We start from the raw sequence: 17,417 nt of genomic DNA, 5'->3' as shown, positions 1-17,417 counted from the left end.
ATCTTTCAAGTTGACGCTATATACTTCGACAAATGCGGAAAAAATTCCTTTTTATTGGAAACGGCATATTGATTTATAGATGTGGAAAAGTAATGTGGATAATGAAAATTGAGGTGCCAGTATGAAAAAAATGATATGTCTCGTATTCATGATTTGTTTTCTTACGCAAATGTCCACAACATATGCACAATCCAATCAAAAGTTAGATTATCCAAGTAATCGAAATAAGTCATTTGTGAGCGAAGATGTGTTTTACGAACAGTTAGATAAGAAAATGTATAAAGAATACAATAATGCAGCGTATAGTGTTCGAAAAAAGATTTTATTTAAAGAAGTACCCGACGAAGAATATTCCTTTTTACAAAAAACAGCCGCGGGTTGTCGGGGTGAAGTAGTGCTTCAAGATTCTTTTATTCACCCTGATCGCCAAGTTTATTTTTTCGCTTCCTTTTCTCAAAATGAAGTAGAAGAGTTACACAAGTACATCGTTATAGATGCAGAAACAAAGAAGGAGCTACAAAGCGGTAAAAGTTATCATCGCTATGATAATCTTTATAAAAAATAACCCACCAACAGGCGGGTTATTTTTACTTTGGCACACTCATTAATTTCTCTTTCATTTTACGAATAAGAATGATAGCGCCAATTGTGAAGAGAAGGGTGATTCCTTCTGCAACAAAAATGTTAATTGTTTTCGTTTGGTAAAGTGCCGCGAAGAAGTCTACAAGTGCGTGGAATAGTATAGCGTACACAAGGAAGATATACTTCTTCTGTTTTACTGCGTATAAAACAAGCATTGTAAAGGCGATTTGCAGCACGAGTGCCATAATTCTTTCTAAGCTGCCAAGGAAGTATAAGTAGGCAGGTTGCTGAATTAACATGTCTTGTAGGCGGCTTAGTTCTGGCATTTTTTCGACCATCTGGGCGAAGCTACCGTTGTTAATTGAATTCGCAAATATAAGTGCTTGGAATGCAGAGAATCCGCCAACTAAAATGGATTCAATTCCGCCGTGACCGATTCCGTAAGCAAAGCCATCTTTATATTCTTGATATTTTTTTAGTAGGAAGAAGAAGGCAACGAAGCGTCCTAATTCTTCAAAAATACCAGCAGTTAGTCCGCCATAAAGTGCGAAGACAAATGGATTTTCTAAAATTGGAGCGATTGCTGGATTACCGCGCATAAATAGGTGGAATGGTGTTTCGAGAATTTGGGTAAATCCGATAAAGATAAGAACACCAACACCGACTACTTTCCAATTTATATTATATTTTTTACGGAAATAAACGAGTACAATAATTGGGACCAGAATCGAGACAATGAGTTGAAAGATGATGCTGGCAATTACAGTATTTGAAACCATATTTTCACCACTTTCTAATATATGTACATATCTATTATGCATGAAATATTTTATAAAGAAAATGAATTTACTTATTGACTCTAACGTTGCGTCATACTTTATCGTATGTATTAAGGGGGAGATACACATGGCAATGAAGGTAAAAGAAGTAGCTAATTTAGTTGGAATTAGTGTGCGCACACTGCATCATTACGATGAAATTGGGTTGTTAACCCCAGATGAGACGACAGAGTCTGGGTATCGTCTGTATTCCAATGAAAATTTAGAGACGCTGCAGCAAATTTTATTTTTTAAAGAATTAGGCTTCCCTTTGAAGAAAATTAAAGAAATTATCATGAGTCCATCATTTGACCGGGAAGAAGCATTGCAGCTTCATAAGAAAATGCTTCTTGAAAAGCGGGCTAGGTTAGATAAAGTGATTGCGACGATTGATAAAACAATTCAGCATACAAAAGGAGAGATTGAAATGACGAATAAAGAGAAATTTGAAGGCTTCGATTTCAGCCATAATCCGTACGAAGAAGAAGCGCGTGAAAGATGGGGAGACAGAGCTGTAGATAAAGCGAATGAATATGCGAAAGGTATGTCTAAAGAAAACCAAGAAGAGTTTAATACGATTTACAGAAACTTAGCGGCGCTTAGACACGGAGCACCAGATTCTAAAGAGGCACAAGAAGCAATTGGAGTATGGTACAATTACTTGCAAAAATTCGGTGAATATTCATTAGATGCTTTTAAAGGACTTGGTCAAATGTACGTCGCTGATGAGCGCTTTACGAAAAATATCGATAAGTTTGGTGAAGGATTAGCTCAGTTTATGTGTGATGCGATGGAGGTTTACGCAAATCGTAAGAAATAGTAAAAAATAAAGAAGATGGAGGTTTTCTCCACCTTCTTTATTTTTTTATCATATCATTCAAAGTCTGATCCCCTGTATTGTTCAAATGAGGATTTTTACTCATTTCACGTTTTAACATATCGAGGCTTTGCGTATATTCTGTATCATTTAATGCGCCAGATTGAAGCCCTTGAATTTGAGAAATCAACTTTTGGTCTGTTGATACATATGCTTTATAATAGCGAGGGACGATGGACAAAGCAGCTCTATATACTTGATCCGCTACGAGTTTCGGATCCGTTGTGTTTGCACGGTATACAACAAATACTTCATCGTCTGTAACGAGCGTAGCAGCGTTTGTAACGTCAGGAAGTTTGACTGTCATGCTTGTAATCATTTCAGCAACTTTCTCACGGTTAATGGCTCCTACTTGTTTATTAGATACTTCATGCTTTTGTTTAGATGAATAGCCGACTCTCGTTAATCGTGTATTTGTATTTTCCGTATGATACATGTCGTTTTTGTTGGAAACAAGAACACGACTTCCTTCTTCACGTTCCATTTCGGCTTTATTCGTTGGTTGGCAGCCTGCAAATAAGGAAAGAGTGAGGAGAGAAAGTATAATTTGTTTTTTCACGATGTATCACCTCCTTCTCCATAGCATGCACTAATTTTCAATTTTTTGTATTTGAAATTGTTGGTTGGTATGCTTTGTGATACGATAAAAAGAAGAATGCTTAGAGAGGAAGTTAATGATGGAGCAAAAGCAGGAGATTCATGCTACGGTGAGCATTAATAATGTGCAGTACGAAGTAATTAAAAACTTTCGTGACGGTTTTAGTGAAGAAGCATTTAAAGAGCGCTATGCAGAAATTTTAAATAAATATGATTACATCGTTGGGGACTGGGGTTATGAGCAACTTAGATTGCGCGGATTCTTTGATGATAGTAACCAGCGTGCGACATATGATACGAAAATTAGTACGTTATCGGAGTATTTATACGAGTACTGTAACTTTGGTTGTGCACACTTCGTATTACGAAAAGTGAAGAAATAAAAAAATCCTCTTACGATTGTAAGAGGATTTTTTGCATATTCTCATTTATAAACAAATCGAGATACGATCGCCTTCAGAAAGTATTGTGTTTGGTTTCATTTGTTGTCCGTTCAATTGAATATCCCCATTTTTAATTTTATCCACAATGCGTGTACGGCTCCAGTCGGAAATATATGTGGATAATGCTTTATCCATCCGGTGAGAACCGAAAACAAGGTCTAATACAATCGTAATTTCAGCTATACCACTTTCTTTATGCTGTGTAATGGAAATGGTAGTAGTAGTTGCTTCTATTTGATCTTCCTGCGTCATATCGACTGTTTCAACGTGGTCAGTATATGATTTATAAATATGCAATTTTTGATTCCACGTATGATCTTTCGGACATTTATAAATGGCAAAGCGGTATATGTTTTTTCCGTTGGCGTTATGCCTACGAATATTTGTGTCGGTAAATAGGGTAGTGCGTCTACAATTTTTACAATACTTTTCGATTGTGTTTTGCTCGTTTTCATATAAACTCCAAGAAAGTTGTACTTTCTGCATTTTCCTTCACCTCTTATAGTAGTGGTAAAGGAACGTAATACAGCTATTTGGATGTCTTGTAGTATGAAGACATGAGAAAAAGACAAAAATAAAAGGAGGTTCCCGTAAAGAGGAACCTCCGTAAACATCATACTACAGATGCAATACGTTCCTTTGTAATGGGAATGGGCAGACTACTCCCTTGAAAAAGCGTGGTGCTTTTTTGAGAGTAATGCTATCCAATTGCTGGTCCATTACAAAGTAAATGTTGGCATACGTAGATAACGTCCTTTCTATCCAAATAGATTTATTCTTCATTATAACACAGATAATTGAAAATTCAAAATACTTAAAGTGGAAAAACACCAGCTAAAAGCTGGTGCCTAAGATAAATTATATAAGTTCAAATAAAAATGAGCGTAGTTCTTCTGCAATTTCTTCAGTCATAGAAAATGCATGCTCTAAGTAGCCTGGTTCGTTTAAATCGTCAGCGCCGATGATTGCAAATTTATTACGCTGCATATCAAGGACAATTGTTTTACCGTAATGACGATCGGAGTATAGTAGCGCTAAATCATGACGCTCATTTTCTCCCATAAAGCTAACAAAACGAGTTTTTGTAGCGACAGTGTCGTCGTACAGAAAGAAACGTTCTTCCATACACATGGCTCCTTTTATTAAATATCTAAGTTTAAGTGTGGCTTATGATCTAAATGGTGATGCGTTTTAATGAATCGTACCGTTCTTGTTTTGTAACGCATTACGATAGAGTATGTTTCAGCTAAATCTCCGCCTAGGAATTTCACGCCGTCTAATAACTCACCAGCAGATACACCAGTTGCTGAGAAGATTGCATCATCACCAGACACTAAGTCTTCTAGCATTAGAAGTTGACGAGGGTCTTCTAATCCCATTTCACGACAACGAGCTTCTTCTTCTTCGTTCATTGGAACTAAGCGAGCTTGCATTTCACCTTCAAGGCATTTTAATGCTGCTGCAGAAATAACGCCTTCTGGAGCTCCGCCAATACCTACGAATAAATCAATACCAGTTCCAGGTAGTGCTGTTGCGATTGACGCACCAACATCACCGTCACCAAATAATTTTACGCGTGCACCTTTTGCACGAACACGATCGATAATATCCTGATGACGTTCACGTTCTTGAACGATAACTGTTAGATCGCGAATCTTTTTATTGTTAGCTTCCGCTACAATTTCAATTGTTTTTTCAATTGGATCATCTAAGCTAATTTTACCAGCTGCTTTTGGACCAACCGCGATTTTTTCCATGTACATATCAGGAGCATGAAGAAGGTTTCCTTTATCTGCGATTGCGATAACTGCCATTGCGTTTGCAAGACCTTTTGCAACGATGTTTGTACCTTCTAATGGGTCAACGGCGATGTCTACTTCTGGACCGTTACCTGTTCCTAGTTCTTCACCAATATATAACATCGGTGCTTCATCAAGTTCTCCTTCACCAATTACAACTGTACCTGCCATGTTTACTGAATCGAACATATCACGCATTGCTGTAGTTGCTGCATCATCTGCTTCATTTTTCTTTCCGCGGCCCATCCACTGTGCGGATGCTAATGCTGCTGCTTCTGTTACACGGACAATTTCTAGTGCGAGTTCACGTTCCAAGATTCCATTCCTCCAATTTCAAAAATCATACAAATATAACTATAACAAATTACGGGGAAAAGGTGAATTCGAAAAATTGTCGATTTTTTCAGAAGAAAGCGTTACAATTAAAATGTAAATGCTTTAATTTCCAGGTAGGTGACATTCATGTATTTTGTAGACAGAAAGAAAATAGAACAAATGCTAGTATGTTTAGAACGAGCAACAAGTACATTTCAAGAGAAAAAGATATATGAAACCGAGTTTGAATTTTACGCATTAGAACGCATAGCGCATCTAATGATTGATTCTGTATTAGATGTAGGGAATGCGATGATTGATGGATTTATTATGCGCGATCCAGGAAGCTATGAAGATATTATTGATATTTTAATGGACGAGCGAGTGATAAGTGCAGAAGATGGACAAGGGATGAAAGGAATTATCCTTCTTCGAAAAATGCTTACGCAAGATTATATTCAAATGAATCATGATGAATTATATAAGACGATTCAAAAACATATTGCAGTGGTAGAGAAATACCCAGCCAATATTCGCAGTTATTTAGAAAAGGAATTAGGACCTGTATCTGCATTTGTACCAGAATAATTATGCTTATAAGATCCCCAAGTTACCTTTTTGGGGATCTTATATTGTATGTGAGGGAGAAGGGTGAAGCATGGGGGAAGCACGTACGACGAAAGATGAAATTATCCAATTGTTGAAAGTAAAGGGAGAGCACACGGTAGCGGAACTAGCTGAAGTTTTAGAGATTACAGAAATGGCGATCCGAAGACACTTAAGTAATCTTGAGAAAGATGGTTTCATCTATTCCAAGATGGTAAGGCAACATGTCGGAAGACCAACTTATTTGTATGGATTAAGCGAAAAGGGAGAAGATACATTCCCGAAGGAGTATAAGCAATTTGCGATTGATATACTAGAAGATTTAGCTCGAATGGGCGATGAAAAAATACTTCGTTACGTTTTAAAAGAGCGAACGAAGCGAATGGAAGAACAGTTGCAAAAGCGAGTGAGTAATCAAAAGAATTTAGCATATAAAGTGCAAGAGATAGCGGCTATGCAAGAGAAAAATGGTTATATGGTTCAAATTAAGAGAGACGGAGAGAATTCTTTCGTAATTGAAAAGCAAAACTGTCCGTTAAAGGAAATTGCCGAGAGATTCCCGCAAGTGTGTGAAGATGAAAAAGAAATGTATAAGCGTTTATTTGCAGGAGCTGATGTAAAGACGCTAGCAAACATGTGCGAGGGCGATTGTAGTTGTTCTTATCAAATAAAAGAGAAAAAATGAACGTTATGGGGCGCTTTAAGGTAAAGCGTTTTTTTCTTTGTAAAAAGCGGGTAATATAAGAGTGGTATGATAAGGTGAGAACGTTAGCATAGAAGGAGAGACATAATCGATGTATAAAGGTTACTTAATTGACTTAGACGGTACAATGTATCGCGGAGAAGAACAAATTGAAGAAGCGAGCGACTTCGTAAAAGCATTAGGAGAGCGCGGCATTCCATATTTATTCGTTACGAATAACTCAACTCGTAAACCAGAACAAGTGGCAGAAAAACTTGTTCGTTTCGATATTCCAGCGAAAGCAGAGCAAGTATTCACAACGAGTATGGCAACAGCAAACTTCATTTACGAACGTAAACAAGACGCAACTGTATATATGATTGGTGAAGAAGGCTTACATGATGCGCTTGTGGAAAAAGGATTTGAACTTGTGGATGAAAATCCTGATTTCGTTGTTGTCGGTTTAGATCGTGACATCACATATGAAAAATTAGCAAAAGCTTGTCTTGCTGTGCGTAACGGCGCAACGTTTATTTCTACAAATGGAGATATTGCCATTCCGACTGAGCGCGGATTATTACCAGGTAACGGTTCATTAACATCAGTTGTAGCAGTATCAACAGGTGTGGATCCGATCTTTATCGGAAAACCAGAATCAATCATTATGGAACAAGCTTTAAAAGTGCTTGGCATAGAAAAAAATGAAGCCTTAATGGTTGGGGATAACTACGACACAGACATTTTAGCAGGAATCAATGCTGGTATGCATACGCTTCTTGTCCACACTGGAGTCACAACTGTGGAGAAGTTAACAGAATACGAAGTTCAACCGACGCAAGTTGTGCATAACTTGACGGAGTGGATTGAGAAGATGTAATGAAGAAAGCTGTTCCAAACTTTGGAGCAGCTTTTTTTCTAATATTCAGTTGTGAATAGTGTCGTTTTTTGTCTGTAAGTCGATATAATTAGAAAATCGCCGATATAATTTAAGTTGCGCTGATATAATTAGAAAATCGCCGATATAATCTGAGTTGCGCTGATATATTAAAAAAATCGCTGATATAATTTTATTTAAAATGCACGATTCACAACATCTTTAACCTCTTCAAGATATTGTTTACGCACACTATCATCTACAGAAGGAACACTTGTATAGAATGTATGCTCAATTGTTTCAATACCTGTAAATTCAAAAATACCAACATCAGCTGTTTTTTTCATTGCGTCAAACATACCGCCTGCTGTGTATGCCTCTTTCGTATTTCCCATTGTAGATAATAATAATCCTTTTTTACCGCTTAATAACTTCTCGATGCCATTTTCACCGTAAGCATAAGCGAAGCCGTGGCTAAATACACGGTCAACGTATCCTTTTAAAATAGCAGGAAGTCCCGCCCACCAAACTGGATAAATAAATGTAATGCTATCAGCCCAAGAGATATGCTCTTGCTCTTCTTTAATATCTGCTGGTGTGTTTCCTTGAGAAAATGAGATGAAATCGGAAGCGCCTAATACTGGATTGAAGTTTAATTCATATAGATCGCGAACGCGTACTTCATGACCTTTTTCTTCTAATTCACTTTTTACCGTTTCTAAAATCGCATGGTTGAAGCTTTCTGTATTTGGGTGTGCATAAACGATTACATGTTTCATTGTTCTTCCTCCTATTTGTGATATGTGAATGGTTTCTCTGTAACCATTATTGTTACTTCTTTTATGAAAGTCAAGTAATACATATGTATAAAAAGACGCCTCAAATCGTCTTTCTACACACCACTCATACAAAGAACAAAGAAAACAAATAAAATAATGATAATACCAATGCCGAAGTTAAATACGAGAGTACTATCCATATATGTAACCTCCTGATTTGAAAGTAAAAAGCACTCTAGCCAAGAGTGCTTTTTTATTTTGAGTCTACTGCATAACTTTTAGAAAAGAATTCATGCATGTAAAGAGTTACATTATTTTATGTGCTTATGCTTTGAAATGAGTAAGTCCTTGTAAGGTATAGAAAAAAAGACACTCTTTCGAGTGTCTTTCAAGATGACAAAATGTGCCAATTGCTTGAGTTTGATAAGGCGCTAATATCCGTTTTAACGCCTTTTCTTTGATCAAGAAGTGTAGCAACAGCGATTCAAATGAATTGTACCATTTGTTCCGTGGGCGTGCGTATGCAATTGTGCATATTTCAATTAGAGGGAAATGAGGCACGAAAAATGAATGAGTATATAGAGAATATTTGATAAGGGGAGAGAAGGATGGATATACATAAGTTAACGGTAGAAGAAGCAAATGAGATAAATACGTGGACGTATGAAGAACCTTATCATTTGTATAGTTTTTCAGGCGAAGAAGAAGTAATAGAAGAATTATTAGATGGGACGTATTATGGCTGCTGTGACGATAATGGGGAGTTTATCGGCTATTTTTGTTTTGGAGAAAATGCACAAGTGCCAGGGGGACGAGATGCCCATTTATATGGTGGAGAAGATGTAATTGATATCGGACTTGGCATGAAGCCGGCGTTAACAGGGAAAGGGCTGGGAAAAATGTTTTTTCAAGTTGGCATAGCATTTGCTGTTAAAGAATTTAGGCCGAAAACGTTTCGACTTAGTGTAGCAACATTTAATACAAGAGCGATTACGCTATATAAAAACATAGGTTTTCAGCAAGGGCCCATTTTTTTGAGCCGCGGAAGAGAATTTATGCTCATGGAATATGAAAGACCGTCAGTATGACACTGACGGTCTTTCATATTTTATTATTCCGAATGCTCAGCTCTGTGCGCTAAACGGCTTGAAGCAGCGGCAGCGATTCCGCCAACGATATCATCAAGGAATGTATGCACCTTTCCAGTTGATTTATCATTTAAGTATTCTAAAATACCAGGTTTTAATTTATCGATATATCCAAAGTTTGTGAAACCGATAGAGCCGTACACATTAACGATAGAAAGTGCGATCACTTCATCAATTCCGTATAAGCCTTCATCACGTTTTACGATATCTTGTAACGGCTCACTTAACATGCCTTTTTCAGCGAGAACATCGAGTTCGATACCTGTAATCAGTGCGTTTTGTACTTCACGTTTTGATAATACACGCTCAACGTTATAACGGCATTCTGACATCTCTAAATTTGGATGATATTTTTTTTGAAGAAAATGAACAAGTTCAGCAATATCATCAATTGTTACACCGCGTTCTTGTAATAGTTGCAATGCTCTTTCTTGTAGTTGATTTGATTCTTTCATGTTTATCACCTTTTTTTCTTTTTAGTATTTGTATACGTTTCGTTGCTTTATCATGTGCATAGGAATGAAAGGCGAGCACAAGCTCATATATATAAAGAAAAACCATAGGTGGCGACTGCGATGATTCATCATATTTATGAGCATTATCATATGCATGTTAAAGAATTAATCCCCCTTGGCCCCTATAAAAGCTTTTGGATTCGCAACAAAATTTATGTACTTGTTCCAATTGGAGAAATGGAGGAAGAAGTACTTGTAGAGATGAAAAAGCTCAGTGATTATATGAACCAGCAAGGGGATATAACTGTAGCGACTTTCGTTCCGACTATACACGGCTACTATGTAAGTGAGATAGAAGAACAAAATTACTGCTTATTAAAAGGTATGCGCGCGTTAGAACGACATGCTATGTCATTAGGAAGTGAGCTTTCTATATTCCATAAACGAGGTGCATTCTTTCCAGAAGAAATTGAGCAACTAAGCCGCATTGGTGAATGGAAAGCATTATGGGAAAAAAGGCTCGATCAATTAGAAAAGTTTTGGCAATCACAAGTGATGAACCACCCTACAGACGTATTCGATCAATTGTTTATTGAATCCTTCCCGTATTACTTAGGAGTTGCGGAAAATGCCATTCAATATGTTGTTGATACAGAAATGGATGACACACCGCAACTAACGGATGCAGCAACCATTTGCCAAGAACGATTCACACCTTTATTATGGCATCAAACGAAGCGTCTCAAACTCCCTTTTGATTGGGTGTATGATCACCCAACTCGAGATATAGCAGAATTAATCCGCTATATGATGATTGAAAAAAAGAAAGACTGGGAGCAAACAATCGTTCAATTTGTTACAGATTATGAACGGAATTATTCGCTATCCTCATTTGGGTGGCGCCTATTATTTGCAAGGCTCCTGTTCCCGCTTCACTATTTTGAAACAGTCGAACGATATTACCAAACAGGAAACGAAGAACAAAAAAGCATGTATAGAGATCGTTTAGAAGCCATTTTACACGATGTGAACCGCTCTGAGCAATTTATGAAGCATTTTTATGGCTCACTCCGTTTACCAGTTGATAAGCTTGGGATTAGAAAATTAGATTGGCTGTCTTAAAAATATAAAAAAGAGACCGATTGAGGTCTCTTTTTTATATACCACAATTGTATGTAATACATTATGCCCCTACCTGTTGATCTGCACATATATTTAAAATGAATTGATGTTGTTCGATTTTTTCATTTACTTTACTCAATAATTCTTGCTGGATTTCTTTAAATAAACATTGATAGCTCGCATTCCATGTCGGTATAACGGATGAAAGGTCTAATAAATACTCTTTTTTCTTTTCTAGTTCTTGAATTGTTAAAAACGTGTTCCCCATTTTTGGCATGTGTCGTCCCCCTATGTTTTTTACTTTATATGTGTGAACGATTCACTATATAGTATCAATTATCGCATTTTTTGAGAAGGATTTCCAATTTTGCTTTATGATGTTAACGGATAAATGTGATTTGTATAAAAAAGGAGACCAAATTTGGTCTCCTTTTAGCAAGTGGCTTTGAACGAGCCGCTAGATAATATCTAGCTCTAGCGGCTAAAATGTTCGGTGGCTAGAACAGTCGGCCATTTCGCGCCTTCCTGTGAGGCAAAAAGCGCCTCTTCGTCAGGAGCTCCAATGACCTCCTGTTCTGAACGAGCCGCTTCCGCTTTTAGATTAAAATACTTGTTCTACTTCGATAACGCCTGGTACTTCTTCAAGTAATGCGCGTTCGATACCAGCTTTTAGTGTGATTGTAGAACTTGGGCAGCTTCCGCATGCACCCATAAGGCGTAATTTTACGATACCTTCTTCAATGTCTACTAATTCAACGTCTCCGCCATCGCGAAGTAAGAATGGACGTAATTTATCTAATACTTCTAGTACTTGTTCTTGCATATGTGGGTTTTCCATTTTTATCGACTCCTTTCATCAGTTTTATTATAATCAAGATAGAGGGGAAAATCTATTTTTTCTGTTCTTGTTTTATTGCCGAAATTTTTTATCATGTTTACAACGTGTTTTTTCAGTATAGGGGTATGGAATAAGTTTGTAAAATGATGTGCTTATGTAATAAGGTATCTGAATATACTGTCAGAACAAGAAGTGGGGGAGAAGAAATGGTTAATGTGCAAGTGTATGGGACGAAAGTAATTTGTGCGAGCTGCGTTGGAATGCCATCTTCAACAGAAACGTTTGAGTGGCTACAAGCGGCGATTGGTCGTAAATATGAAGGACAAGAAAATAAATTTAATTTCGAGTATATTGATTTTCAAGAAGAACAAGAAGATGAAGATAAAAAAGCATTCGCGGAGCGCGTAGTAGAGGAAGATTTATTTTATCCGGTCGTTCTTGTAAATGGAGAAATTGTTGGAGAAGGAAATCCTCGTTTGAAGGATGTTTACGAAGAAATCGAGAAATATTTATAAAGCAGGAAGCCTTTGCGAATTTGCAAAGGCTTTTTTTATTGGAGGGATAGATGTGGAGAATGTAGTAAAGCATGCGTTACCGAAAGAAGTAGAGCAGTTGATGGAGCAGTACATAGTAGGACTGAAAGAAATTTTTTTAGATGAAAAAATAGTCGGGGTATATATTTACGGATCCATCGCACTCGGTGCATTTCATGCAGAAACGAGCGATGTTGATTTTGTCACAGTAATAAGTGATCCCGTGAATGAAGCTGAAAAACAGCAACTTGTAGAGCTTCATAAGAAACTTAGTGGTAGTACGTTAGGGAAAAGAATGGATGGTATGTATATTCCGCTTGCTGATTTAGGAAAATACAATGATGAAATGAATGAGTACGTGTATTGTGCAGATGGTAAGGCGAATATAGGACATTGGGATATTAATGCAGTCACATGGTGGACATTGAAAAATCAAGGTATTACAGTGAACGGGAAAGAAGCAGAAGACCTTTCGTTCCAAATAAGGTGGGATGATGTAGTAAATACGATGAAATACAACGTAGAACAGTACTGGAGTGGGAAGGCGAAGCAGCCATATTTATTCTTTATAGAAGAATGGGTAGAATCAGCGGTTGTTACGATGGGGCGCATTTTATATACACTAAATTATAAAACAATCGTTTCAAAAGATAGAGGATTGCAATACTTATTAGAACATTCAGCGGAAGAGTGGGAGCTTTTATTAAAAGAAGTAGCGAGAATACGGCAAAATCCAAAAGAAAAGCGAATGCTCTCAAGGTGGAGAAGGGCAGATATGACGAAGAGGTACTTACTGCATTTGATTGAAACATGTAGAGAGAAATGGTAGGGAAGAAAATGGACAATACAGTTGAGTGTATTGTCTTTTTTTACGTTTAATTTGGTATATAATGGTTTAAAAGGTTTAATTATACTGGAGGGGATATGGTGGAAACGGAATTAGTTACATATGAAGAAAAGAATGTACAAATGAGTATGCTAGAAGTAATCGGTATGATCGTAATTATTTTTGGGACCATGTATGGAATTGGTTATTTGAACTTTTTATATGGCTCCTCATTATATCCGTGGTATGTAAATCATCTCATTTCACCCTTCACGTTTTGTATGATTATTGTAATGTATGCACCGGCAAGAAATTACTGTGTGCATTTACTAAAATCAATACAATTCAATAACTCAAAACATTATGTAACAATAATAATGACGATGATCGTACTGCTTATATATCTTGCGGTATTAAATTTAGTTTTACCACATGGGCTTCGTGTGGAGGAATCTAATATAGTAATAGAGCCTACTAAAAATGAAATCATTTTATATGTAGTTGTACTCACGATTTTTGCGCCGATTTGGGAAGAGCTTGTATTCCGAGGTATGTTTTTTATGAAATTATCTCAGCGCTTCTCTACACTTAGTAGTGCCGTTATAAGTGCTTTCATATTTACTTTAGGGCATCCCCTTACAGTAGGGAGTATTTTATATATTTTTGGTATAGGCATAAGTTTAGCCTACACCTATAAGAAAACAAACAATTTACTCGTTCCAATTGGAATTCATGTATTAAACAATTCATTTTATTTATTAGTAAATTTTCAACTATAAAAAGACGCCCTTTTGAAAAGGGCGTCTTTTCTATTTTGTAGTAGGTAGAAAGGGCTTTACACGCATTGTGTAGAGGCAAGGTAATACAAAATATAAATAGTTTCATGTGAAACATTTTTATTATCAAATATACAAAATGATTAACTTAGTGTATTAAACCTATCATTCATAAGTATTCTAATATATTAAAAAGAAAAATGGAATAATAAACGAGAAATTGTCGGAATATATTCGATTTCCGTTCATTTTTATGAAATATATGTACTTCTTGTTAGATTCTTTCTTTTTCTTTCTATAAAATACACGTATGTAGAAAGAAGAAAAGGATGATGTACGTGAAGGACACTGTTTTACAAGAAACAATTTCTCCGCAAGAGTTACATAAAGTTGTTCAAAAGAATACAGCTTATTATGACTTTAAATGGGGCAAAGTAGAAAATCCAGCGCAAGGGAATACGTGGAATTGGGTAGCCTTTTTCTTCCCAACTTTTTGGTTAGCTTATCGTAAAATGTATAAGTTGTTTATTATACTTACGTTATTGGCGGTACCTAGTATCATTGTAACTCCTTTTATAGATATTCCAGATGGGATTTATTTAACATGTAGTTTAGTTCTTCAGTTAGGAACGATGATATTTACTGGATGGCAAGGAAACCGTTTATATTATAAGCACGCTGTTCGTGTATTACATAAGGGAGAAGATATGCCAGATCATGAGAAGGCGTATTACTTACAATCAAAGGGTGGCGCTAGTTTTGCTGGTATGGTTGGTTTCCAGGTTATAGTTGGAATCGTGTTTGGTGGAGCTATGTTCGGACTCTCACTTTTACCAACTGAGCCAAATATTAAAAATGTCGTTCGTTCAAGTAGTGAAGGTGTGACTTTAGAGATTATGACGGATAATCCAACTTGGAAGTTTGTGAAGAAAGAACAAGATTATGATGTAGTAGAATTTACTGGTTATGATTATGCAGAGAAGAAGAACGTGAAAATTAAATTTGCTGTTTATTTTAGTGAAGACTATTTTGAATGGCAAGAAGTACATGAAAATAATAAGAAGTTAAGTGAAGAAGAGTTAGAAGAATATCAATTTTACATTGAAGAAAATGGTTGGGGGTTCTAGTCAGAACTCGTTCATTTTGAAAAGGAGGATCTTGTGAAGGTTCTTCTTTTTTACTTGGAAACACCATACGAATTGAAATTTTGTAAAATACAATAAAAAATGAGAATTTGAGGTAGGCTTGTCAATAACGTGAGACTATGGCACTATATAGAAATGCTATACAAATTTTATTTATCGAGATGTAAACATCAATTTTGATTTTTACGTATAAATAATGAACGGAGGAAATGAATTTATGGCTACTTTACCAAATTGTCCAAAATGTAATTCAGAATATACGTATGAGGATGGCGTTCTTTTCGTATGTCCTGAGTGTGCTCATGAGTGGGGCCAAGAAGCAGAAGCTGAAAATAATGATGGTGCAAAAGTTGTAAAAGATGCGAACGGAAACGTTCTTCAAGACGGCGATGCTGTTACTGTCATTAAAGATTTAAAAGTAAAAGGAACTTCTTCAGTTGTGAAGATCGGTACGAAAGTAAAAAGTATCCGTCTAGTTGATGGCGATCATGATATTGATTGCAAAATCGACGGTTTCGGAGCTATGAAGTTAAAATCACAATTCGTTAAGAAGGCGTAAGTAAATAAAAGGAGGAGGCGTATAGGCCTCCTCTTTTTATTATGTCATTTTTTGTCGGTAAGTCGATATTCCTTGTCGAATCGTCGATATATTTCAAAAATCGTTGATATATTTTGAGTTATGATACATATATTCGAAAAATCGTCGATATAATTTCACTCACCGAGAAAGGTGCATCATTTACCGAGCAAAAAGCTAGATTACCGTCCACCATAGTCAATATCCTTCAACTGACACCTCTTATTAAAGAATGTTTTATATCCAAGCTGTAAAAAGATAATGACAGCAAAAGCGGTACTTCCTGAAATACCGAGTATAATTGCGATTTGATATTGAATGGCTGTAAATGGTGATACACCAGATAAGATTTGTCCTGTCATCATGCCTGGTAAGCTTATAATTCCCATTCCGACCATAGAATTGATCGTTGGTAAAATAGCGGAGTCAAAAGCGTCGCGTATGAGCGGGGCAGCGGCTTCTTTCGGTGTTGCACCGAGCATAAGTGCCCCCTCGATTTGACCTCTTTGCGATTTCATATTGTTTAAGAACGTATTTGCACCGAGAGAAACACCTGTCATTGCATTCCCAACTAACATTCCGGTAATCGGAACGATATATTGCGGGGCGTACCACGGATCATGTCCGATAATAACAAAGATAAATAGTAGAAGTGGCCCAATTGATCCGGTTACCATGGAAAGGGCGGCTACTCGTTTTAATTCTTTAGACATTGGGATATTCACTCGTTTATAAATATTAAAAATTGCAAAGGTAGTAATAGAAGTAATAAGAGCAATTGTATAAAATGGATTACTATTTTCAAATACGTATGTAAGGACATAGGCAACGAGTACGAGCTGAATCGTCATACGGAACGTTGCGAGCGCGATTTGTTTTTCGCGAGGTATTCCTTTTAACTTCACAAGCCCAATTAAAATAAGAATGAAAATATATGCAGCGGCAAGTTGCCAAATTTGGAGTTCAATCACGCCCTTCAACTGAGAGCACTTCCTTTCTAGTTGCACCGTTTGCTTTACTAATCTCAATAATATCGTCTGCAATTTCTTCTGGAAGCTGTTGTGAGTGTGTGATGAAGATGACTGTTTTTTTCTTTTCTTTTGCTAGCATAGTGAATTGCTTCATAACGCGTCGTTCTGTATCGCTATCTAACGCCGAAGTTGGTTCATCTAATAAATAGACAGGTGGATCCATAAGTACGATACGTGCAAAAGCAAGTCGTTGTTTTTCGCCACCTGATAATGAATCAGCGTTGTCTTCTAAATTTTTTTCCAAGCTAACAGTCGTTAATGCACTTCGCAAGGCAGCATCATTTGGAAATGGCTTTTCAGAAAGACGAAGTCCCATTAATAGATTGTCTTTAATGGTTCCATCGAAAATAGGTGGCGTTTGCCCAAGCATGACTACGTCACGTCGTAATTGAATAGGGGGATAATCAGAAATTAGCTTTCCGTTATATTCAATTGTTCCAGATGTTGGAGATTTTAGATCATTTAACATACGGAGCAATGTGCTTTTTCCGCTCCCACTCTCGCCGATAATACATGTGATTTTTTCTTTTTGAATCTGTAAATAAGGAATGTGCAGTATATCTTTATATGTAACGTCTTTTAATATAAACATAG

24 protein-coding genes are annotated in these 17,417 nt (G+C 36.6%); 13 read left to right on the top strand and 11 right to left on the bottom strand.

Translation table 11 applies throughout. From position 1 onward, the window contains the following. Positions 1 to 121 precede the first annotated feature (121 nt). A complete protein-coding gene (locus tag ACTT1L_RS11480; RefSeq protein WP_061129184.1) occupies positions 122 to 565 on the top strand; it encodes a hypothetical protein in 444 nt (147 codons plus the stop codon). A gap of 22 nt (positions 566 to 587) precedes the next feature. Here the strand turns inward: ACTT1L_RS11480 and ACTT1L_RS11475 are convergent, their stop codons facing one another. Continuing rightward, positions 588 to 1,403, bottom strand: coding sequence for a YhfC family intramembrane metalloprotease (locus ACTT1L_RS11475; protein ID WP_002163480.1), 816 nt, complete (start codon positions 1,401 to 1,403; stop codon positions 588 to 590). An 85-nt stretch (positions 1,404 to 1,488) separates the two neighbouring features. Here ACTT1L_RS11475 and ACTT1L_RS11470 point away from each other — a divergent pair, with 85 nt between their 5' ends. Then, positions 1,489 to 2,220, top strand: a complete 732-nt coding sequence (locus ACTT1L_RS11470) for a MerR family transcriptional regulator (protein ID WP_086707148.1) — start codon at positions 1,489 to 1,491, stop codon at positions 2,218 to 2,220. Positions 2,221 to 2,257: 37 nt separating this feature from the next. On the opposite strand, the gene ACTT1L_RS11465 is transcribed toward ACTT1L_RS11470, so the two are convergent. After that, a complete protein-coding gene (locus ACTT1L_RS11465) occupies positions 2,258 to 2,836 on the bottom strand; it encodes a YhcN/YlaJ family sporulation lipoprotein (protein ID WP_000744032.1) in 579 nt (192 codons plus the stop codon). Positions 2,837 to 2,954: 118 nt separating this feature from the next. On the opposite strand from ACTT1L_RS11465, the gene ACTT1L_RS11460 reads away from it, so the two are divergent. Next, on the top strand, positions 2,955 to 3,257 hold the full coding sequence (locus ACTT1L_RS11460; RefSeq protein WP_000435941.1) for a YutD family protein: 303 nt from the start codon (positions 2,955 to 2,957) through the stop codon (positions 3,255 to 3,257). A gap of 45 nt (positions 3,258 to 3,302) precedes the next feature. Here the strand turns inward: ACTT1L_RS11460 and ACTT1L_RS11455 are convergent, their stop codons facing one another. The 3 genes from ACTT1L_RS11455 to glpX form a co-directional block, all read right to left on the bottom strand. Beyond that, the gene (locus ACTT1L_RS11455) at positions 3,303 to 3,803 is read right to left on the bottom strand and encodes a hypothetical protein (protein ID WP_061131751.1); all 501 of its coding nucleotides are present in this window, start codon (positions 3,801 to 3,803) and stop codon (positions 3,303 to 3,305) included. A 372-nt stretch (positions 3,804 to 4,175) separates the two neighbouring features. After that, complete coding sequence (locus tag ACTT1L_RS11450; protein ID WP_000392606.1) at positions 4,176 to 4,442, bottom strand: DUF3055 domain-containing protein; 267 nt, start codon at positions 4,440 to 4,442, stop codon at positions 4,176 to 4,178. Positions 4,443 to 4,459: 17 nt separating this feature from the next. After that, the gene (glpX, locus tag ACTT1L_RS11445) at positions 4,460 to 5,431 is read right to left on the bottom strand and encodes a class II fructose-bisphosphatase (RefSeq protein ID WP_000439091.1); all 972 of its coding nucleotides are present in this window, start codon (positions 5,429 to 5,431) and stop codon (positions 4,460 to 4,462) included. Positions 5,432 to 5,578: 147 nt separating this feature from the next. On the opposite strand from glpX, the gene ACTT1L_RS11440 reads away from it, so the two are divergent. The 3 genes from ACTT1L_RS11440 (at position 5,579) to ACTT1L_RS11430 (ending at position 7,596) form a co-directional block, all read left to right on the top strand. Then, on the top strand, positions 5,579 to 6,019 hold the full coding sequence (locus ACTT1L_RS11440) for a DUF86 domain-containing protein (RefSeq protein WP_061131750.1): 441 nt from the start codon (positions 5,579 to 5,581) through the stop codon (positions 6,017 to 6,019). Between the two features lie 70 nt (positions 6,020 to 6,089). Next, positions 6,090 to 6,722 (top strand): helix-turn-helix transcriptional regulator, encoded by a 633-nt coding sequence (locus ACTT1L_RS11435; RefSeq protein WP_071729366.1) that lies wholly within the window; start codon positions 6,090 to 6,092, stop codon positions 6,720 to 6,722. Positions 6,723 to 6,831: 109 nt separating this feature from the next. Further along, positions 6,832 to 7,596, top strand: a complete 765-nt coding sequence (locus tag ACTT1L_RS11430; protein WP_000276467.1) for a TIGR01457 family HAD-type hydrolase — start codon at positions 6,832 to 6,834, stop codon at positions 7,594 to 7,596. A 194-nt stretch (positions 7,597 to 7,790) separates the two neighbouring features. Here the strand turns inward: ACTT1L_RS11430 and ACTT1L_RS11425 are convergent, their stop codons facing one another. Continuing rightward, positions 7,791 to 8,372 (bottom strand): NAD(P)H-dependent oxidoreductase, encoded by a 582-nt coding sequence (locus tag ACTT1L_RS11425; RefSeq protein ID WP_000683422.1) that lies wholly within the window; start codon positions 8,370 to 8,372, stop codon positions 7,791 to 7,793. Positions 8,373 to 8,980: 608 nt separating this feature from the next. On the opposite strand from ACTT1L_RS11425, the gene ACTT1L_RS11420 reads away from it, so the two are divergent. Beyond that, positions 8,981 to 9,460, top strand: a complete 480-nt coding sequence (locus ACTT1L_RS11420; protein ID WP_000351171.1) for a GNAT family N-acetyltransferase — start codon at positions 8,981 to 8,983, stop codon at positions 9,458 to 9,460. A 23-nt stretch (positions 9,461 to 9,483) separates the two neighbouring features. On the opposite strand, the gene ACTT1L_RS11415 is transcribed toward ACTT1L_RS11420, so the two are convergent. Continuing rightward, positions 9,484 to 9,975 (bottom strand): phosphatidylglycerophosphatase A family protein, encoded by a 492-nt coding sequence (locus ACTT1L_RS11415; RefSeq protein WP_000665103.1) that lies wholly within the window; start codon positions 9,973 to 9,975, stop codon positions 9,484 to 9,486. A 120-nt stretch (positions 9,976 to 10,095) separates the two neighbouring features. On the opposite strand from ACTT1L_RS11415, the gene yutH reads away from it, so the two are divergent. Further along, positions 10,096 to 11,097 (top strand): spore coat putative kinase YutH, encoded by a 1,002-nt coding sequence (gene yutH / locus ACTT1L_RS11410; protein ID WP_061131748.1) that lies wholly within the window; start codon positions 10,096 to 10,098, stop codon positions 11,095 to 11,097. Between the two features lie 61 nt (positions 11,098 to 11,158). On the opposite strand, the gene ACTT1L_RS11405 is transcribed toward yutH, so the two are convergent. Beyond that, on the bottom strand, positions 11,159 to 11,374 hold the full coding sequence (locus ACTT1L_RS11405) for a hypothetical protein (protein WP_061536059.1): 216 nt from the start codon (positions 11,372 to 11,374) through the stop codon (positions 11,159 to 11,161). Positions 11,375 to 11,698: 324 nt separating this feature from the next. Further along, positions 11,699 to 11,935, bottom strand: a complete 237-nt coding sequence (locus ACTT1L_RS11400; protein WP_000431159.1) for a NifU family protein — start codon at positions 11,933 to 11,935, stop codon at positions 11,699 to 11,701. A gap of 206 nt (positions 11,936 to 12,141) precedes the next feature. Between ACTT1L_RS11400 and ACTT1L_RS11395 the strand changes: the two genes are divergently transcribed. The 5 genes from ACTT1L_RS11395 (at position 12,142) to phnA (ending at position 15,774) form a co-directional block, all read left to right on the top strand. Further along, the gene (locus ACTT1L_RS11395) at positions 12,142 to 12,450 is read left to right on the top strand and encodes a YuzD family protein (RefSeq protein WP_000248590.1); all 309 of its coding nucleotides are present in this window, start codon (positions 12,142 to 12,144) and stop codon (positions 12,448 to 12,450) included. Positions 12,451 to 12,502: 52 nt separating this feature from the next. Next, positions 12,503 to 13,297, top strand: a complete 795-nt coding sequence (locus ACTT1L_RS11390) for a nucleotidyltransferase domain-containing protein (protein WP_002170368.1) — start codon at positions 12,503 to 12,505, stop codon at positions 13,295 to 13,297. 98 nt (positions 13,298 to 13,395) lie between these two features. Beyond that, entirely contained in the window at positions 13,396 to 14,073 is a 678-nt protein-coding gene (locus ACTT1L_RS11385) for a CPBP family intramembrane glutamic endopeptidase (RefSeq protein WP_240814370.1), read from the top strand. Positions 14,074 to 14,402: 329 nt separating this feature from the next. Beyond that, the gene (locus ACTT1L_RS11380; protein WP_071742166.1) at positions 14,403 to 15,197 is read left to right on the top strand and encodes a DUF2628 domain-containing protein; all 795 of its coding nucleotides are present in this window, start codon (positions 14,403 to 14,405) and stop codon (positions 15,195 to 15,197) included. 235 nt (positions 15,198 to 15,432) lie between these two features. After that, positions 15,433 to 15,774, top strand: a complete 342-nt coding sequence (gene phnA / locus ACTT1L_RS11375) for an alkylphosphonate utilization operon protein PhnA (protein ID WP_000212737.1) — start codon at positions 15,433 to 15,435, stop codon at positions 15,772 to 15,774. Positions 15,775 to 15,974: 200 nt separating this feature from the next. Here the strand turns inward: phnA and ACTT1L_RS11370 are convergent, their stop codons facing one another. Beyond that, entirely contained in the window at positions 15,975 to 16,772 is a 798-nt protein-coding gene (locus ACTT1L_RS11370; protein WP_074543867.1) for an ABC transporter permease, read from the bottom strand. Then, on the bottom strand, positions 16,756 to 17,415 hold the full coding sequence (locus ACTT1L_RS11365) for an ABC transporter ATP-binding protein (protein ID WP_442821914.1): 660 nt from the start codon (positions 17,413 to 17,415) through the stop codon (positions 16,756 to 16,758). The genes ACTT1L_RS11370 and ACTT1L_RS11365 overlap by 17 nt, the downstream gene beginning before the upstream one ends. Positions 17,416 to 17,417: the final 2 nt, after the last annotated feature.

Origin of the sequence: Bacillus sp. FH (assembly GCF_052216825.1) — a bacterium.
Lineage (GTDB): Bacteria > Bacillota > Bacilli > Bacillales > Bacillaceae_G > Bacillus_A > Bacillus_A paranthracis.
The sequence above is the reverse complement of the archived record's forward strand: the minus strand, read 5'-3'. Positions and strand labels throughout refer to the sequence as shown.

What these genes read in the sequence shown, in the direction of transcription:
- ACTT1L_RS11480 (WP_061129184.1), top strand. Translation starts at nt 122, where the DNA reads ATGAAAAAAATGATATGTCTCGTATTCATGATTTGTTTTCTTACGCAA.
- ACTT1L_RS11475 (WP_002163480.1), bottom strand. Translation starts at nt 1,403, where the DNA reads ATGCATAATAGATATGTACATATATTAGAAAGTGGTGAAAATATGGTT.
- ACTT1L_RS11470 (WP_086707148.1), top strand. Translation starts at nt 1,489, where the DNA reads ATGGCAATGAAGGTAAAAGAAGTAGCTAATTTAGTTGGAATTAGTGTG.
- ACTT1L_RS11460 (WP_000435941.1), top strand. Translation starts at nt 2,955, where the DNA reads ATGGAGCAAAAGCAGGAGATTCATGCTACGGTGAGCATTAATAATGTG.
- ACTT1L_RS11455 (WP_061131751.1), bottom strand. Translation starts at nt 3,803, where the DNA reads ATGCAGAAAGTACAACTTTCTTGGAGTTTATATGAAAACGAGCAAAAC.
- ACTT1L_RS11450 (WP_000392606.1), bottom strand. Translation starts at nt 4,442, where the DNA reads ATGGAAGAACGTTTCTTTCTGTACGACGACACTGTCGCTACAAAAACT.
- ACTT1L_RS11440 (WP_061131750.1), top strand. Translation starts at nt 5,579, where the DNA reads ATGTATTTTGTAGACAGAAAGAAAATAGAACAAATGCTAGTATGTTTA.
- ACTT1L_RS11435 (WP_071729366.1), top strand. Translation starts at nt 6,090, where the DNA reads ATGGGGGAAGCACGTACGACGAAAGATGAAATTATCCAATTGTTGAAA.
- ACTT1L_RS11430 (WP_000276467.1), top strand. Translation starts at nt 6,832, where the DNA reads ATGTATAAAGGTTACTTAATTGACTTAGACGGTACAATGTATCGCGGA.
- ACTT1L_RS11425 (WP_000683422.1), bottom strand. Translation starts at nt 8,372, where the DNA reads ATGAAACATGTAATCGTTTATGCACACCCAAATACAGAAAGCTTCAAC.
- ACTT1L_RS11420 (WP_000351171.1), top strand. Translation starts at nt 8,981, where the DNA reads ATGGATATACATAAGTTAACGGTAGAAGAAGCAAATGAGATAAATACG.
- ACTT1L_RS11415 (WP_000665103.1), bottom strand. Translation starts at nt 9,975, where the DNA reads ATGAAAGAATCAAATCAACTACAAGAAAGAGCATTGCAACTATTACAA.
- yutH (WP_061131748.1), top strand. Translation starts at nt 10,096, where the DNA reads ATGATTCATCATATTTATGAGCATTATCATATGCATGTTAAAGAATTA.
- ACTT1L_RS11405 (WP_061536059.1), bottom strand. Translation starts at nt 11,374, where the DNA reads ATGCCAAAAATGGGGAACACGTTTTTAACAATTCAAGAACTAGAAAAG.
- ACTT1L_RS11400 (WP_000431159.1), bottom strand. Translation starts at nt 11,935, where the DNA reads ATGGAAAACCCACATATGCAAGAACAAGTACTAGAAGTATTAGATAAA.
- ACTT1L_RS11395 (WP_000248590.1), top strand. Translation starts at nt 12,142, where the DNA reads ATGGTTAATGTGCAAGTGTATGGGACGAAAGTAATTTGTGCGAGCTGC.
- ACTT1L_RS11380 (WP_071742166.1), top strand. Translation starts at nt 14,403, where the DNA reads ATGTACGTGAAGGACACTGTTTTACAAGAAACAATTTCTCCGCAAGAG.
- phnA (WP_000212737.1), top strand. Translation starts at nt 15,433, where the DNA reads ATGGCTACTTTACCAAATTGTCCAAAATGTAATTCAGAATATACGTAT.
- ACTT1L_RS11365 (WP_442821914.1), bottom strand. Translation starts at nt 17,415, where the DNA reads ATGTTTATATTAAAAGACGTTACATATAAAGATATACTGCACATTCCT.